Below are 14,037 nucleotides of genomic sequence, written 5' to 3' on the forward strand. Positions count from 1 at the left end.
CGCCCCCTCGGGGGGCAGTGAACGAAGTGAACGTGGGGGCGTCATGTTCTAGATCGGCTTGAAGTATTCGAAGGGTTCAAGGCACTCGATGCAGCGCCACGTGGACTTGCATGCGGTGGAGCCGAAGCGGGAGAGTTGTTCCGTGCGGCCGCTGTCGCAACGCGGGCAGCGCAGGCGCGGCACGATGCGGATGGCTTGCTCGCCACTGCACTGCGGCGGCACGATGCCGTATTGCTGCAGCTTCTCGCGGCCCTCGGGCGTGATCCAGTCGGTGCTCCACGCCGGCGCACGCTGCATCGTGACGGTCACGTCACCAAACTCAGCCAGCGCCGCACGCACGTCGTCGGCGATCAGTTCGGTCGCCGGGCAGCCGCTGTAGGTCGGCGTCAGCACCACCTCGACGCCCGACGCCGTCTCGCGCAGCTCGCGCACGATGCCCAGCTCCACCAGACTGACCGCCGGGATCTCGGGGTCGGGCACGGCGTTGAGCTTGGCGCGGGCGGCCAGGAGCCTGGAAGGTGGCGGGCATGGCACGCGGTGGGCCGGCAAGGGGTCGGTGGCAAGGCGCGATGCGCAGCCCGGGCCGTCAGCCCGGGCAAGCGGCGCAACGCCGCCAACGGCCTCTTGCAGGCCCACCCCGGAGGGCTGCGGATACGCAGCGCGGGCCGTGGACGCCGCCTTCCAGGCTCCTTGATTCACCACACGCCTCCGGGATACATGCGCTGCAGGTGCTGCATCGTCGCCAGCATGTGGCCCATGTGTTCGCTGTGGATGCCGTCAATGCCACGCGGCTGCATCGCGCTTTCGCGCGGCAGCGTGAGCGTGGCTTCGGCCATCAGCGTGGCCCAGCGGGCGCGCCATTCAGGCTCCAGCTCGTTCCATGCGGGGCCGACGCCGTCGACACCATCGGCGGCGAACAGTTCGTTGAAGTACGGCCACAGCACATTCAGCGCCGCCTGCATGCGCGCCTTGGAATCCTCCGTGCCGTCGCCCAGGCGCACCACCCAGTCGCCTGAGTGCTGGCGGTGGTAACGCACTTCCTTGATCGACTTGGCGGCAATGCCGGCCAGTTCGGCGTCCAGGCTCGTCTGCAGGCGCCCGTACAGCAGCTCCAGCCAGATCGCCATGGCCGTGTTGCGCAGCACGGTCAGCGCGAAGTCCCGCCCGCCCCCGCCATCGCTCGGGCTCGCCGCCGCATTCGGCAGCTCGACGAGGATGACGTTGCGGTAATCGCGCTCCTCGCGCAGGAAGGCCAATTGGTCTTCATCACGGCCGGCGCCTTCGAGCTTGCCGACATGCGTCAGCAGCGCACGCGCCTGGCCCAGCAGGTCCAGCGCGATATTGGGCAAGGCCAGGTCTTCCTCCAGCACCGGCGCGTGGCCGGCCCATTCGGACAGGCGCTGGCTGTGGATGAGGCAGGTGTCCGCCAGGCGCAGGACGTAGGTGGTCTTGGCGTCCATCACATGTGGTTGAGCTCATCGGGAAGCTCATAGAACGTGGGGTGGCGGTAGACCTTGTCGTCGGCCGGGTCGAACAGGCTGCCCTTCTCGGCCGGGTCGCTGGCGACGATCTGCTCGGAGCGCACGACCCAGATGCTGGTGCCTTCCTGGCGGCGCGTGTAGACGTCGCGCGCCATCTGGATGGCCATGGCCGAGTCGGGCGCATGCAGGCTGCCGCAATGCTTGTGGTCCAGGCCCGCCTTGTTGCGGACAAACACTTCCCATAGCGGCCATTCGTTTTTCGGATTGCTCATCACGCTGCCTCTTGTTTAACGGCTTGCTTGCGGGCATGCGCCAGTGCGGCGTCGCGCACCCAGGCGCCGTCGTCCCAGGCCTTGTTGCGGGCGGCCAGGCGCTCACGGTTGCAGGGGCCTTCGCCGCCGACGACGCGCCAGAACTCGGCCCAGTCGATCTCGCCGAAGTCATACGCGTCGCGTTCGGCATTCCACTTCAGCGCCGGGTCCGGCACGGTCACGCCGAGGATGTCGGCCTGTGGGATGGTCGCGTCGACGAACTTCTGTCGCAGCTGGTCGTTGGTGACGCGCTTGATGCCCCAGCGCATGCTCTGCTCGGAGTTGGGCGAGTCCTTGTCGGCCGGGCCGAACATCATCAGCGACGGCCACCACCAGCGGTTCACGGCGTCCTGCACCATGGCTTTCTGCGCGGCGCTGCCGTGGGTCATCATGGTCAGCAGGCTCTCGTAGCCCTGGCGCTGATGAAAACTCTCCTCGCGGCAGACGCGGATCATGGCCCGCGCATACGGCGCATAGGAGCAGCGGCACAGCGGCACCTGGTTCATGATGGCCGCGCCGTCCACCAGCCAGCCGATGACGCCGATGTCGGCCCAGGTCAGCGTCGGGTAGTTGAAGATGGAGCTGTACTTGGCCTTGCCCGACAGCAGCGCCTCGGTCATCTCGTCGCGGCTGGTGCCCAGGGTCTCGGCGGCGGCGTAGAGGTAGAGACCATGGCCGCCCTCGTCCTGCACCTTGGCCAGAAGAATCGCCTTGCGCTTGAGCGTCGGCGCGCGCGTGATCCAGTTGCCCTCGGGCAGCATGCCGACGATCTCGCTGTGCGCGTGCTGGCTGATCTGGCGCACCAGCGTCTTGCGGTAGTGCTCGGGCATCCAGTCCTTGGCTTCGATGAATTCGCCAGCGTCGATGCGGGCTTCAAACGCTTCCTCGCGCTGCAGGTCTTCGGCGCTCTTCACGACCTTCGGCTTGGCCTCGCGGGCCATCAGGTCCATCGCTTGCGTGTACATCGCTCGCTCCTTACTTCTTGCGTTGATCCACGACGCGCCGGGCCTTGCCGACCAGCGTGCGCTCGATGGAGTTGTTCGGTTCGACCTGCACCGTGGCGGTCACGCCGATCAGGTTCTTGATGCGCTCGGACAGGCGCCGTCCGATGCCGTCGTCCATGGCGCCGAGTGCCAGCTCACAACGGACGACGAGTTCGTCCAGATGCCCGTCACGGCTGACGACCAACTGGTACTGCCCGCCCAGGCCCTTCTCCTGCAGCACCAGCTCCTCGACCTGGGTCGGGAACAGGTTGACGCCGCGGATGATCAGCATGTCGTCACTGCGGCCGACGATCTTGCCCATGCGGCGCATGCTGCGCGAGGTGGGTGGCAGCAGGCGCGTCAGGTCGCGCGTGCGGTAGCGGATGACGGGCATCGCTTCCTTGGTCAGCGACGTGAACACCAGTTCGCCTTCGGACCCATCGGGCAGCACCTCGCCCGTCTCGGGGTCGATGATCTCGGGGTAGAAATGGTCTTCCCAGATGACCGGCCCGTCCTTGCTCTCGATGCACTCGCTGGCCACGCCCGGGCCCATCACTTCGGACAGGCCGTAGATGTCCACCGCATCGATACCGGCGCTGGCCTCGATGTCGCGGCGCATCGCCTCGGTCCAGGGCTCGGCGCCGAAGATGCCGACCTTCAGCGACGACTCGCGTGCGTCCAGCCCCTGGCGGCTGAACTCCTCCACCAGCACCTGCATATAGCTGGGGGTCACCATGATGATGTCAGGCTTGAAGTCGGTGATCAGCTGCACCTGCTTCTCGGTCTGGCCACCGCTCATCGGGATGACCGTGCAGCCCAGCCGCTCGGCGCCGTAGTGAGCGCCGAGGCCGCCGGTGAACAGGCCGTAGCCATAGGCCACATGCACCAGATCGCCTGCGCGGCCACCCGCGGCGCGGATGGAGCGCGCGACGAGGTTGGCCCAGTTGTCGATGTCCTTCAGCGTGTAGCCGACGACCGTCGGCTTGCCCGTGGTGCCGGACGAGGCGTGGATGCGAGCCAGTTGCTGGCGCGGCATCGCGAACATGCCGAAGGGATAGCTCGCGCGCAGGTCGTGCTTGGTCGTGAACGGGAACTTCGCCAGGTCGGCCAGCGTCTTGAGGTCGGACGGGTGCACGCCTGCCTCGTCGAACTTGGCCTTGTAGTGCGGCACGTTGTCGTAGGCGTGCTGCAGGCTCCAGCGCAGGCGTTCGAGCTGCAGGGCCTGCAGCTCGTCGCGGCTGGCGGTTTCGATGGCTTCGAGCTCTCCGGGGCGCGGACCTTTGACCGTCATGCTTCGAACACCTTTCTGTCGCCCAACCGGTATGAGCGGCCACGGAACACGGCGATGAGATCACCGTCCTGGTTCTTCACGGTGATGTCGTAAAGCCCCGTGCGGCCGGCCAGCGATGTTTCCTCGGTGGTGGCGGTCAGCACATCGCCGAGCCTGGCCGACTTCAGGATATCGATGCCAAAGCCGGAGGCCACCGTCAGCGCATTGCGGCTGTTGCAGGCAAAGGCAAAGGCGGAGTCCGCGAGCGTCGCGATCAGGCCGCCGTGGCAGATGGCAAAGCCGTTGAGCATGTCGGCACGCACGGTCATCGTCGCGACGGCACGACCCGGCGCGACCTGAACGATCTGCATGCCGAGCATCCGGGTCGCAGCATCGTCCGCGAGCATCACGTCGCGAACCTTCTCGGCGGTCGCTTGCGCATCCATCAACGGTCCTTGAACTCGGGCTTGCGCTTGTCCATGAACGCCGCCACGCCTTCCTGGTAGTCGTAGGCAAAGCCGAGTTGGCTCTGCAACGCGGCCTCGCGTTTGAGGGCGGGTTCGAAGTCGAGCTTCAGCGCTTCATCCAGCGCGCGGCGCGTCTCGACCAGCGCACGGGTCGGCATGCCGGCCAGCTTCTGCGCGATGGCCATGGCGGTGTCCTGCAGTTCGGCGTCGGGCACCACGCGCGAGATCAAACCCAGCCGCTCGGCGTCCACCGCCTTGAGCTTGTCGCCCAGCAACGCCAGCTCCAGCGCCTTGGCACGGCCCACCAGCCGCGGCAGCAGCCAGGTACCACCGCAATCCGGGAGGAGCCCGATCTTGGAGAAGGCCTGCAGGAAGCTGGCGCTCTCGGCCGCCAGCACGAGGTCGCAGCCGAAGGCCATGTTGGCGCCAGCGCCGGCCGCAACGCCGTTGACGGCGGCCACCACCGGCACCGGCATGCTGCGCAGCCGCAGCGCCAGCGGGATGTAGTAATGGTCCAGCATGTGGCCGATGTCCTTCGGAGCCGCACCGGGCTCGCGGCTGGGCGCCACATGCGGATCGGCCAGATCCTGGCCGGCGCTGAAGGCGCGGCCGGCGCCGGTGATCAGCACGCAGCGCGTGGCGCTGTCCTCGGCCGCCGCTTCGAGTGCCTGGCGGAGCTGGCCCAGCATGGCCGCAGTGAAGGCATTGAGCGCCTCGGGGCGGTTCAGGCGCAGCAGGCGCACACCGCCATGCTGTTCGATCTGGATCAGGTGTTCGGACATGGAATTTCTCTACCGACCGGTCGGTTAATCGTAGGAGCCTACGGGATTGGGATCAAGTAGCGCCAGGGAAAACCCTAGTCTTTGGCGATCTCAACGCGGTCCGCGAGCGCAGTAACCAGGGCTGGCCGCGGCGGCGCAAAACCGGGCACCGTGCAGGCGGCAGCCCCGGCTGCCAGAGCCCACCGCAGGTGATGCCCGGCTGGCGCACCGGCGTTGCGCATCAGGCTGTCCAGCAGGCCGGCCAGGGCCGAATCGCCGGCGCCAACGGTGTCCACCACGTCCACTCGCGGCGGCCGGCCCGTGGCCTCCTCGACACCGTGATACAGCGTCGCCCCCACCTCGCCGCGCGTCAGCAGCAGCCAGGCACCAGGGTTCCAAGCGGCGATCTGGGCCAGGCCCGAGCGGTAGTCAGGCACGCGGAACAACCCGCGCAGGTCCTCGTCGGACACCTTGATGACATCGGCCAGCCGGCACATCTGCTCCAGCGTGTCGTCGTAGCTCGCGTCCATCGGCGGCGCGCGGAAGTTGGGGTCGTAGCTGATGAGACGACCCTCGCTCTTCAGCGCCTCAGCCAGTGACAGCAGCCGCCCCGCCAGCGGCTGGCGCACCAGGCCCAGGCTGCCGAAATGGGCCCAGCGCAGCCCACGCGTCCAGCCCATGGGCAGGCCTTCGGGGCGGAAATGCAGGTCGGCGCTGTCGTGGCCGATGAAGAAATAGCGCGGCGGGTCGACCTCGTGCACCACAGCCAGCAGCGGCGGCCGTGCCAACTGCTGAATGAAGCGCATGTCCAGGTTGGCCTCCTGGCTGCACTGCCAGATCTCGGCACCGAAAGGGTCCTGGCTGATGGCACCGGCAAAGGCACTCAGCTGGCCCAGCGTCGACATCGCAACCGCCACATTCCAGGGCGAACCGCCGCAGGCGCTGCGCCAGCGGTCCGGCCCGATGCGGATCAGATCGGTCAGCGCTTCGCCAAACGCAATGAACTGCGGCAGGTCGGGGTGAAGGATCTCGGCCATTCGTGCCGATTCAAACGCGCCCGGGCAACCGCCGCAAGTGCCAGGAGATTCGCCCGCTGACACAATCCCGGCATGACCGCCCGCGTGATTCCCCTGCACGACGCCCGCTCGCTGCGCGTCGAGCCGCCGGCCTTGGCCAGCCAGACCGGTCTCCCACTGGCCGACGTGCTAGGCCGGCCGCTGCGTGACCTGCGCATCTCGGTCACGGACCGCTGCAATTTCCGCTGCGGCTACTGCATGCCGAAGCAGGTTTTTGACAAACACCATGAATTCCTGCCCCATGCCGATCTCCTCAGTTTTGAGGAGATCGAGCGGCTGGCCCGGGTCTTCGTTGGCCTGGGCGTCGAAAAACTGCGCATCACCGGCGGCGAACCGACGCTGCGCCGCCACCTCGAAACCCTGATCGGGATGCTGGCCCAGCTGCGCACGCCCGATGGCCGCGAGCTGGACCTGACGCTGACCACCAACGGCTCGACGCTGGTGAAAAAGGCGGCCAGTTTGCGGGCCGCCGGGCTGAAGCGCCTGACCGTCAGCCTGGACGGGCTGGACGACGCCGTCTTCCAGCGCATGAACGACGTCGGCTTTCCCGTGGCGGACGTGCTGGCCGGCATCCACGCGGCGCAGGCCGTGGGCCTAGGGCCGATCAAGGTCAACATGGTCGTGCAGCACGGCGTCAACGACGACCAGATCCTGGCGATGGCGCGCCACTTCAGGCATAGCGGCATCGTGCTGCGCTTCATCGAATACATGGACGTCGGCGCCACCAACGGCTGGCGCATGGACCAGGTGCTGCCCAGTAGCGAGGTGCAGCGGCGCATCGCGGCGGAGTTCCCCATCACGCCGCTGTCGCACAGCGCTCCAGGCGAGACGGCCGAGCGCTGGGCCTATGCCGACGGCGCCGGCGAGATTGGCTTCATCTCCAGCGTGACCCAGGCCTTCTGCGGCGACTGCAACCGCGCCCGGCTGTCGACCGAAGGCCGGCTCTACACCTGCCTGTTCGCCCATCGCGGGCATGACCTGCGCGGTTTGCTGCGGGGCGAGCCGGTGGACGATGGGCAGCTGATGAGCGCCATCGCCGGCGTCTGGAGCGGCCGTGTGGACCGCTACTCCCAACTGCGCGGCCAGGGCGATCCGACGCCTGATGGCGAACGCCGCGTCGAGATGCATTACATCGGTGGATGAGCTTCACGCCCTCGTTCTGGCCGGCGGGCGCGGCTCGCGCATGGGCGGTGCGGACAAGGGCTTGCAGCTGTTGCACGGCCGCCCGCTCGTCAGTCACGTCATCGAGCGCCTGGCACCGCAGGCGCGCCATGTGCTGATCAGCGCCAACCGCAACCTGGACAGCTACCGCGCCTTGGGCCACGAAGTGCTGCCTGACCCGCCTGGGCTTGAGTTCGCCGGCCCGCTGGCCGGCATGTTGGCCGGCCTCGCCGCCCTCCCCGACGACGCCTGGCTGCTGACCGCGCCTTGCGACTGCCCTCACCTGCCGCTGGATCTGGCCCGGCGCCTGCTGGCCGTCGCGAAGCCCCATGGCCTCGCCTTCGCCCAGGCCGGGCGCGAACACCCGACCCATGCGCTGCTGCATGCCCGACTGCGCGAACCGTTGAGAGCCCATCTCGACGCCGCTGGTCGGGCCGTGCTCGGCTGGATGAGCGGCCGGCCCCATGGCATCGCACACTTCGACGACGAAACCGCCTTCGCCAACTTGAACCACCTCACCGATCTGCATGACTGAGGCCCATATCCGTCCCATGCTCGAGCCCGACCTGCTCGCCTACAAGGCGCTGCGCGACGCCATGCTGGCCGGCCACCCCGAGGCCTTCACGTCAGACGCCGAGACCGAAGGCCAGCGCGACCTGTCCAGCTACCGCAACCGCCTGGCCGGCGGCAGCAAGGGCGGCACGTTGTTCACGCTGGTGGCGCTGGACGACGCCCGCCTCGTCGGCGCGCTGACCTGCGAACGCGAACCGCGTGTGAAGGTGCAGCACATCGCCCACCTGATCGGCATGATGGTGTCCGACACCCATCGCGGTCGCGGCATCGGTCGGACCCTGCTCATCGCGGCCATCGCCAAGCTCAAGGCCACGCCCGGCCTGGCCCAGGTCACGCTGAGCGTGACGTCCACCAACCGCGGTGCCATCGGCCTCTACGAGAGCCAGGGCTTCGTGCGCTATGGATGTTTGCCGGACGCGATACGCCTGCCCGACGGGCGCAGGCTGGCCAAGGACTTGATGGTTTTACGGCTCGACTAGCTCGAACTGCACCACCAGCGCGTCCTGCACCGCCAGCAGCCCGCCCAGCACGGTGAACGGCTGGATGCCGAAGTCGCTCTGCCGGATGACCACCTCGCCGCGCGCACGCTTGGCTGCGATCTCGACGACGAACCACTGCCTGCGCGTCGCGCCATGCAGGGTGATCTCCGCCTCGACGACGCGCTGGCCGCCCTCGCCGAGCAGCTGCAGCGTGCGCACGACGACCTCCGGGTGGGCCGCCGCATCCAGCGCCTTCAGCAGATTGGCGCGCGTGCCGGCGCGCGCCTCGTTGTCAACGGTGCTGGCAAAGGCCGGCCCCAGGCGTTCACGCAAGGCCTGCGGGTCAATCTCCAGCGCGTCCAGCCGGAAGCTCAGCATCGGTCCGGCCGCCGGCCAGTCCACGCGCAAGTCACCGGTTCGCAGCACGTGGTTGTGGCCCAGGCGCGCCGCCGTGCCGCCGCGAAAGACGAGGATGCGCAGCTCGTTTCCGGTGGCCTCCGCCGTCACGCGGGCGGGCGGCGGGCTGGCGCAACCAGCCAGCGCGGCCAGCGTCGCCATCAGTAACAGACGGCGCTTCGGTGTCGTTTGCACACTCAACTCAGGGGTTCTCCGAGGGATTTTGTAAGCCGGCGCACAACGATGCTGCGCCGTGCTGGACTAGCATAGCCACCATCCTCCTCAACGGAGCCTGCCCATGGCCAGCCTGTTCCGCCCCGCCCTCGACCTGATGGCGCAATACGCCGCCTATCACCGCGACCGCCGCAACATCGCGACCCATTTCGTCGGCATTCCCCTCATCGTCTTCGCCATCAGCGTGCTGCTGGCACGCGCCGAGTTCTCAGTGGGCGACGCGCCGATGAATGCGGCCATCGTGCTGTGGGCCCTCAGCGCGCTCTGGTACCTGACCCGCGGCAACCTGGCACTCGGCGTGGCCACCACGGTCGTCAACGGCATGCTGACGGCACTGGCGATGATCGCGGCCCAGGGTTCGATGACGAGCTGGCTGGTCATCGGTGTCGGCAGTTTCGTCGTCGGCTGGGTGTTCCAGTTCATTGGCCACTATTACGAAGGCAAGAAGCCCGCCTTTGTCGACGACCTCGTCGGCCTGCTCGTCGGCCCGATGTTCGTCGTCGGCGAGGGCATGTTCATGCTGGGCTGGGGCCGTGCGCTGTTGGCCGAGATCGAACGCCGCGTGGGGCCGACGCATCTGCGCGACCTGGCTCACCCCGTCTGATCCGCTGAACCCATGACCGGCGTTCTCGTCATGGGCGCCGGCTCCGTCGGCTGCTTTGTCGGCGGCCTGACCCAACTGGCCGGCGTGCCGGTCCACTTCGTCGGCCGCCCGCGCGTACTGGCCAACCTGCGCAAGCACGGCCTGCGCCTGACCGACCAGGACGGCCTGGACCGCCACATCCCAGCACTCGACCTGCGCCTGCACGAGGAACCGCCCGCCGGCCTCAAGCCCGACCTGGTGCTGCTGTGCGTGAAGTCTGGCGCCACCGCCGAAGCCGCCACGGCCGTGGGCCTGACGCTGCCGCTGGGCACGCCCGTCGTCAGCCTGCAGAACGGCATCGCCAATGCCGACACCGCCCGCGGGGCCGCGCCGCAACTGCACTGGCATGCGGGCATGGTGCCCTACAACATCGCCGAGATCGGACCCGGCCGCTACCACCGTGGCACCGGTGGGTCGCTCGCGGCCGAGGGCTCGGCCGAAGATCTGGCTCTTGCCGCCTGGCAGACGGCCCTAGCCCGCATGGGCATGGGGTTGGAGCTGTATGCGGACTTGGCGCCGGTGCAATGGGGCAAGCTGCTGCTGAACCTGAACAACCCCGTCAATGCTTTGTCCGGCCGGCCGCTGCGCGACGAGTTGCTGGAGCGCGGCTACCGCCGCGTGTTGGCGGCGCTGCAGGAGGAAGCCCTCAACCTGCTGAACGCCGCGCAGCGCCCGGTCGCCCAGCTCACGCCACTGCCGCCACGCCGGCTGATCACGCTGCTGCGCATGCCGACCTTCATCTTCCGCCTGGCCGCCGCGCGCATGCTGCACATTGATGCCAAGGCCCGCTCCAGCATGGCCGACGACCTGACCCAGGGCCGCACGACGGAGATCGACGCGCTGTGCGGCGAGATCGTCCGCCTGGCGCGCAGCCAGGGACGCAGCGCACCGCTGAGTGCGCGCATGCTGAACCTCGTCGAGTCCTGGCCCAAGCGCCGCCGGCCGTACACACCGGCCGAGCTGCTGAGCGCTCTAGGTTTGTCCTGAATTGATCCATCTCCGTCTGCCAGCGCGTGGCGGCGGATGCATGATGGCGGAACACTGAAGGCCTCAACCAACAACGAGGCCCACCATGACCACCGCCCTCATCGTCATCGACGTCCAGCACTCCTTCACCCAGCGCTCCAGCTTCGAAACCGACGGCCTTGCCGCCTACCTGGCCGCGCAAAACCGCCTCATCGAGGGCTTCGAGGCCGCCGGTCTGCCCATCGTGCGCGTCTTTCACGTGCAGCCCGATGCGACCGGCGCCGACCCCTTCAGCCTGGAAAGCGGCCATGTGCGCCCGCTCGAAGGCCTGCGCGACTTCAAGGCCGACCTGACCGTGCACAAGACCCGCCACAGCGCCCTGGTCGGCAGCGGCCTGGACGTGTGGCTGACGCAGCAGGGCATCCGCCAGCTCGTCATCAGCGGCATCCGCACCGAGCAATGCTGCGAGACGACGACCCGCCATGCGTCGGACCTCGGCTGGGAGGTCATCTACGTGCCCGAGGCGACACTCACCTTCACGATGCAACACCCCGACGGCTCGCCCCTGACGCCCGCCCAGCTCCGCGCCCGCACCGCCGCCGTGCTGGACGGCCGCTTCGCCCGCATCATGGATGCAGAAGGTGCGTTGCAGGCCGTCACCGACAAGGAAGCCGCGATTGCCTGAACCCAAACAGGTGCTGTTCGTCCTGCAGGACGACAGCCTCGTTCTCGACTGGGCCGGGCCGGCCGAAGCGCTGCGCCTGGCCAGCTTGGAAATCGCAGCCCTGCAGCTGGCCGTCCCGCCATTCGAATTGCGCTTCGTCGGCGCGCGCAGCGAATCGATCGGCTCGGTGGGCATCCAGGTGCAGGCACTCGAACCTCTGCCGAGCAGCCTGCCCGAAGACAGTTGGGTCATCCTTGTCGGCCGCACCTCGGCCGCGGAAGCGCGGCAGCCGATGCAACAGCGCGAACTCGTCGCCTGGCTGTCTCGCCTGGTTCCGGGGCGGCCGGGTCTGCGTCTGGTGACCGTCTGCTCAGGCGCCCTGTTGGCAGCCCACGCCGGCCTGCTCGACGGCCGCCGGGCGACCACGCACCACCAGCATCTTGGCGACCTTGCCCGCCTCGCGCCCCGCTGCACGGTGCTGCAGGACCGCGTCTTCGTGCAGGACGGCGAGGTGTTCACCAGCGCCGGCGTGACGGCCGGCATCGACCTGGCCCTGCATCTGATCGCCGCGCATGCCGGCGAGCTGGTCGCCGCGCGCGTCGCCGAGCAGATGGCCGTGGCGCTGCGCCGTGGCCCGGGCGACCCCGAGCTGTCGCCTCTGCTGGCCCACCGCCAGCACCTGAATGCGCGCCTGCACCGCGTGCAGGACGCGCTGAGCGTGGCACCGGCCGAGGACTGGCCGCTGGAGCGCATGGCCGACCTCGCCGCGACCACGCCGCGCACGCTGAGCCGCCTGTTCGCCCAATACGCCGGCACCAGCCCCCAGGCCTATCTGCGCGGCGTGCGCCTGGCCGTCGCCAAGCGTTCGCTGGAGGCCGGCGCCAGCGTCAGCGCGGCCAGCGAGGCGGCCGGTTTCAACTCCGAGCTGCAACTGCGCCGCGCCTGGGCCGCGGTCGGCTGGCCGGGCACGCCATCCAGCGCCAGGCGCTAACGCAGGGCCTGGGTGGCGCCGGTTCGTCCCGCGCAATTGCAGTTCATCCGCCCGCGCCGGCGATCCGTCGCCCGGCACTCGCGGCGCACGGGGTCAGTGACGAAACTGCAATCACTGACACAGCAACCCACCGGAGCCCACCATGAACACCGCCGCCAAGACCTTCATCGTCGCCATCGCTTCCGTCGCCGCCGCAGCCGCTGCCGGTGTGAGCCTGGCCAACCGCACGGCGGCTCCGGCCACCGAGATCGTGAAGCTGGAACGCGTGGTCATCGTTGGCAAGCGTGCCGAAGCGCCGGTGGTGGCCCAGCTGCCGCGCGTCGTCATCGAAGGCCGTCGTGACGTGACCACGGTAGCCGCCGCCCAGATGCCGGTCTGGATCGTCTGAGCCCACGCTGCCGTCAGTCACCCCACCCGCCGCTGGCGGGTTTTTTCTTTTTCTAGGCGCAGCAGGCGTAAAGCGCCTGCACCAGCATCGCCGCGTTAGGCCCGCCAACAACACCCGGCGCCATGCGGTTCATCATGTAGGCGAGGCAGAGCCGCCTCTGCACGTCCACCAGCACCAGCGACCCGCCCCAGCCGCCCCAGAAGCAGATGCGCTGCTCGGGGATGAAGGGCAGCGTGGCCGGTTCGGGCAGGCCGTAGCCGATGCCCATGCACAGCGGCACGCCGAGCACGAGGTCGATGCCGCGGGCCTGCACGTCGAAGATGCGACCCACCGTCTCGGGCTTCAACCAACGCCGGCCGGCGAGCGTGCCCTCGCAGGCGACGATGGACTGCAGCCGCGCTACCGAGCGCGCATTGCCATGACCGTTGGCCGCACCAATGTCGGCCCGGCACCAGTCCTCGCGGTGGCTGTAGGCCGCGTCGGGCGCGGGGTTGCCCAGGGTGCGCAGCATGGGGCTGTCGGGTGGGATGGCCGAGAAGTCGACCGGCGTAGGTGGCGGCGGCACGACGCGAGCCACGCGCGCATCGTGCTCGGGCGGCAGGCCGATGTGGAAGTCGGCGCCCAGCGGTCCGGCCAGCTCGCTGGCGAGAAAGGCGCCGGTCTTCTGCCCGGTGATGCGGCGGATCAGCTCGCCGACCAGATGGCCGTAGTTCAGCGCGTGATAGCCCGAGGCGCTGCCCGGCGTCCACCAGGGCGACTGCGCCGCCAGCAGGGCCGTGCTGCGCTCCCAGTCGCAGAGGTCGCCCATGCCCATGGGCTGCTCCCAGCCGCTGACGCCCGAGGTGTGGCCCAGCACGTCGCGCACCAGGATGCCGCTCTTGCCGTTGGCGGCGAACTCGGGCCAGTAGGCGGCCACCGGTGCGTCCAGGTCCAGCTCGCCGCGGTCGGCCAGCAGCAGGGCGCACAGTGAGGTCATGGTCTTGGTGGTGGACCAGACATGGGTCAGCGTGTTGCGGTCCCAGAGCTGCTGCCGCGCCTCGTCGCACCAGCCGCCCCAATGGTCGAGCACAAGCTCGCCCTCGATGGTCAGCGCGAGTGATGCGCCCAGGTCGTCGCCGCGCTCGAACAGCGCGTCGAACGCGTCGGCGAGCGGTTCCCAGCGGGGCTGGTGGTGGCCCAGCAGATGCTTCATA

18 protein-coding genes are annotated in these 14,037 nt (G+C 68.7%); 8 read left to right on the forward strand and 10 right to left on the reverse strand.

The window, feature by feature from the left end:
- Window positions 1–48: 48 nt before the first annotated feature.
- The 8 genes from paaD to ACXJKM_RS24790 all read right to left on the reverse strand — a co-directional run bounded on the left by paaD (window position 49) and on the right by ACXJKM_RS24790 (window position 6,310).
- Complete coding sequence (gene paaD / locus ACXJKM_RS24755; RefSeq protein ID WP_457355897.1) at window positions 49–699, reverse strand: 1,2-phenylacetyl-CoA epoxidase subunit PaaD; 651 nt, start codon at window positions 697–699, stop codon at window positions 49–51.
- On the reverse strand, window positions 696–1,460 hold the full coding sequence (gene paaC / locus ACXJKM_RS24760; RefSeq protein ID WP_457355898.1) for a 1,2-phenylacetyl-CoA epoxidase subunit PaaC: 765 nt from the start codon (window positions 1,458–1,460) through the stop codon (window positions 696–698). Before paaC ends, paaD begins: the two co-directional genes overlap by 4 nt.
- Window positions 1,460–1,753 (reverse strand): 1,2-phenylacetyl-CoA epoxidase subunit PaaB, encoded by a 294-nt coding sequence (paaB, locus tag ACXJKM_RS24765; protein ID WP_310268486.1) that lies wholly within the window; start codon window positions 1,751–1,753, stop codon window positions 1,460–1,462. The genes paaC and paaB overlap by 1 nt, the downstream gene beginning before the upstream one ends.
- Window positions 1,753–2,757 carry a 1,2-phenylacetyl-CoA epoxidase subunit PaaA gene (gene paaA, locus ACXJKM_RS24770; protein ID WP_457355899.1) on the reverse strand — a complete coding sequence of 335 codons (1,005 nt, stop codon included), beginning with the start codon at window positions 2,755–2,757 and terminating at the stop codon, window positions 1,753–1,755. Before paaA ends, paaB begins: the two co-directional genes overlap by 1 nt.
- A gap of 10 nt (window positions 2,758–2,767) precedes the next feature.
- Window positions 2,768–4,066 carry a phenylacetate--CoA ligase PaaK gene (gene paaK / locus ACXJKM_RS24775; RefSeq protein WP_457355900.1) on the reverse strand — a complete coding sequence of 433 codons (1,299 nt, stop codon included), beginning with the start codon at window positions 4,064–4,066 and terminating at the stop codon, window positions 2,768–2,770.
- The gene (gene paaI, locus ACXJKM_RS24780) at window positions 4,063–4,491 is read right to left on the reverse strand and encodes a hydroxyphenylacetyl-CoA thioesterase PaaI (protein WP_457355901.1); all 429 of its coding nucleotides are present in this window, start codon (window positions 4,489–4,491) and stop codon (window positions 4,063–4,065) included. Before paaI ends, paaK begins: the two co-directional genes overlap by 4 nt.
- Window positions 4,491–5,294 carry an enoyl-CoA hydratase-related protein gene (locus ACXJKM_RS24785; RefSeq protein ID WP_457355902.1) on the reverse strand — a complete coding sequence of 268 codons (804 nt, stop codon included), beginning with the start codon at window positions 5,292–5,294 and terminating at the stop codon, window positions 4,491–4,493. The genes paaI and ACXJKM_RS24785 overlap by 1 nt, the downstream gene beginning before the upstream one ends.
- Before the next feature lie 74 nt (window positions 5,295–5,368).
- Complete coding sequence (locus tag ACXJKM_RS24790) at window positions 5,369–6,310, reverse strand: carbohydrate kinase family protein (protein WP_457355903.1); 942 nt, start codon at window positions 6,308–6,310, stop codon at window positions 5,369–5,371.
- A 72-nt stretch (window positions 6,311–6,382) separates the two neighbouring features.
- Between ACXJKM_RS24790 and moaA the strand changes: the two genes are divergently transcribed.
- The 3 genes from moaA to ACXJKM_RS24805 are packed head-to-tail and all read left to right on the forward strand — an operon-like array spanning window position 6,383 to window position 8,562.
- Window positions 6,383–7,492, forward strand: a complete 1,110-nt coding sequence (gene moaA, locus ACXJKM_RS24795) for a GTP 3',8-cyclase MoaA (protein WP_457355904.1) — start codon at window positions 6,383–6,385, stop codon at window positions 7,490–7,492.
- A complete protein-coding gene (gene mobA / locus ACXJKM_RS24800; RefSeq protein WP_457355905.1) occupies window positions 7,485–8,045 on the forward strand; it encodes a molybdenum cofactor guanylyltransferase MobA in 561 nt (186 codons plus the stop codon). The genes moaA and mobA overlap by 8 nt, the downstream gene beginning before the upstream one ends.
- A gap of 16 nt (window positions 8,046–8,061) precedes the next feature.
- Window positions 8,062–8,562 (forward strand): GNAT family N-acetyltransferase, encoded by a 501-nt coding sequence (locus ACXJKM_RS24805; RefSeq protein WP_056195214.1) that lies wholly within the window; start codon window positions 8,062–8,064, stop codon window positions 8,560–8,562.
- Here the strand turns inward: ACXJKM_RS24805 and ACXJKM_RS24810 are convergent.
- Window positions 8,548–9,153 (reverse strand): YceI family protein, encoded by a 606-nt coding sequence (locus ACXJKM_RS24810; protein ID WP_235531909.1) that lies wholly within the window; start codon window positions 9,151–9,153, stop codon window positions 8,548–8,550. The two genes, ACXJKM_RS24805 and ACXJKM_RS24810, sit on opposite strands and share 15 nt — an antisense overlap.
- A gap of 103 nt (window positions 9,154–9,256) precedes the next feature.
- On the opposite strand from ACXJKM_RS24810, the gene ACXJKM_RS24815 reads away from it, so the two are divergent.
- The 5 genes from ACXJKM_RS24815 (at window position 9,257) to ACXJKM_RS24835 (ending at window position 12,844) form a co-directional block, all read left to right on the forward strand.
- Window positions 9,257–9,796 (forward strand): Mpo1 family 2-hydroxy fatty acid dioxygenase, encoded by a 540-nt coding sequence (locus tag ACXJKM_RS24815; RefSeq protein ID WP_056195208.1) that lies wholly within the window; start codon window positions 9,257–9,259, stop codon window positions 9,794–9,796.
- Window positions 9,797–9,808: 12 nt separating this feature from the next.
- On the forward strand, window positions 9,809–10,822 hold the full coding sequence (locus ACXJKM_RS24820; protein ID WP_457355906.1) for a 2-dehydropantoate 2-reductase: 1,014 nt from the start codon (window positions 9,809–9,811) through the stop codon (window positions 10,820–10,822).
- Window positions 10,823–10,907: 85 nt separating this feature from the next.
- A complete protein-coding gene (locus ACXJKM_RS24825) occupies window positions 10,908–11,486 on the forward strand; it encodes a cysteine hydrolase family protein (RefSeq protein WP_457355907.1) in 579 nt (192 codons plus the stop codon).
- Window positions 11,479–12,456 (forward strand): GlxA family transcriptional regulator, encoded by a 978-nt coding sequence (locus tag ACXJKM_RS24830; protein ID WP_457355908.1) that lies wholly within the window; start codon window positions 11,479–11,481, stop codon window positions 12,454–12,456. The genes ACXJKM_RS24825 and ACXJKM_RS24830 overlap by 8 nt, the downstream gene beginning before the upstream one ends.
- A gap of 142 nt (window positions 12,457–12,598) precedes the next feature.
- Window positions 12,599–12,844 (forward strand): hypothetical protein, encoded by a 246-nt coding sequence (locus ACXJKM_RS24835; RefSeq protein ID WP_457355909.1) that lies wholly within the window; start codon window positions 12,599–12,601, stop codon window positions 12,842–12,844.
- A 52-nt stretch (window positions 12,845–12,896) separates the two neighbouring features.
- On the opposite strand, the gene ACXJKM_RS24840 is transcribed toward ACXJKM_RS24835, so the two are convergent.
- The gene (locus ACXJKM_RS24840) at window positions 12,897–14,036 is read right to left on the reverse strand and encodes a serine hydrolase domain-containing protein (protein WP_457355910.1); all 1,140 of its coding nucleotides are present in this window, start codon (window positions 14,034–14,036) and stop codon (window positions 12,897–12,899) included.
- Between the last annotated feature and the right edge of the window lies 1 nt (window position 14,037).

Source organism: Roseateles sp. P5_D6, assembly GCF_054049415.1.

What these genes read in the sequence shown, in the direction of transcription:
- paaC (WP_457355898.1), bottom strand. Translation starts at nt 1,460, where the DNA reads ATGGACGCCAAGACCACCTACGTCCTGCGCCTGGCGGACACCTGCCTC.
- paaB (WP_310268486.1), bottom strand. Translation starts at nt 1,753, where the DNA reads ATGAGCAATCCGAAAAACGAATGGCCGCTATGGGAAGTGTTTGTCCGC.
- paaA (WP_457355899.1), bottom strand. Translation starts at nt 2,757, where the DNA reads ATGTACACGCAAGCGATGGACCTGATGGCCCGCGAGGCCAAGCCGAAG.
- paaK (WP_457355900.1), bottom strand. Translation starts at nt 4,066, where the DNA reads ATGACGGTCAAAGGTCCGCGCCCCGGAGAGCTCGAAGCCATCGAAACC.
- paaI (WP_457355901.1), bottom strand. Translation starts at nt 4,491, where the DNA reads ATGGATGCGCAAGCGACCGCCGAGAAGGTTCGCGACGTGATGCTCGCG.
- ACXJKM_RS24785 (WP_457355902.1), bottom strand. Translation starts at nt 5,294, where the DNA reads ATGTCCGAACACCTGATCCAGATCGAACAGCATGGCGGTGTGCGCCTG.
- ACXJKM_RS24790 (WP_457355903.1), bottom strand. Translation starts at nt 6,310, where the DNA reads ATGGCCGAGATCCTTCACCCCGACCTGCCGCAGTTCATTGCGTTTGGC.
- moaA (WP_457355904.1), top strand. Translation starts at nt 6,383, where the DNA reads ATGACCGCCCGCGTGATTCCCCTGCACGACGCCCGCTCGCTGCGCGTC.
- ACXJKM_RS24805 (WP_056195214.1), top strand. Translation starts at nt 8,062, where the DNA reads ATGCTCGAGCCCGACCTGCTCGCCTACAAGGCGCTGCGCGACGCCATG.
- ACXJKM_RS24815 (WP_056195208.1), top strand. Translation starts at nt 9,257, where the DNA reads ATGGCCAGCCTGTTCCGCCCCGCCCTCGACCTGATGGCGCAATACGCC.
- ACXJKM_RS24820 (WP_457355906.1), top strand. Translation starts at nt 9,809, where the DNA reads ATGACCGGCGTTCTCGTCATGGGCGCCGGCTCCGTCGGCTGCTTTGTC.
- ACXJKM_RS24825 (WP_457355907.1), top strand. Translation starts at nt 10,908, where the DNA reads ATGACCACCGCCCTCATCGTCATCGACGTCCAGCACTCCTTCACCCAG.
- ACXJKM_RS24835 (WP_457355909.1), top strand. Translation starts at nt 12,599, where the DNA reads ATGAACACCGCCGCCAAGACCTTCATCGTCGCCATCGCTTCCGTCGCC.
- ACXJKM_RS24840 (WP_457355910.1), bottom strand. Translation starts at nt 14,036, where the DNA reads ATGAAGCATCTGCTGGGCCACCACCAGCCCCGCTGGGAACCGCTCGCC.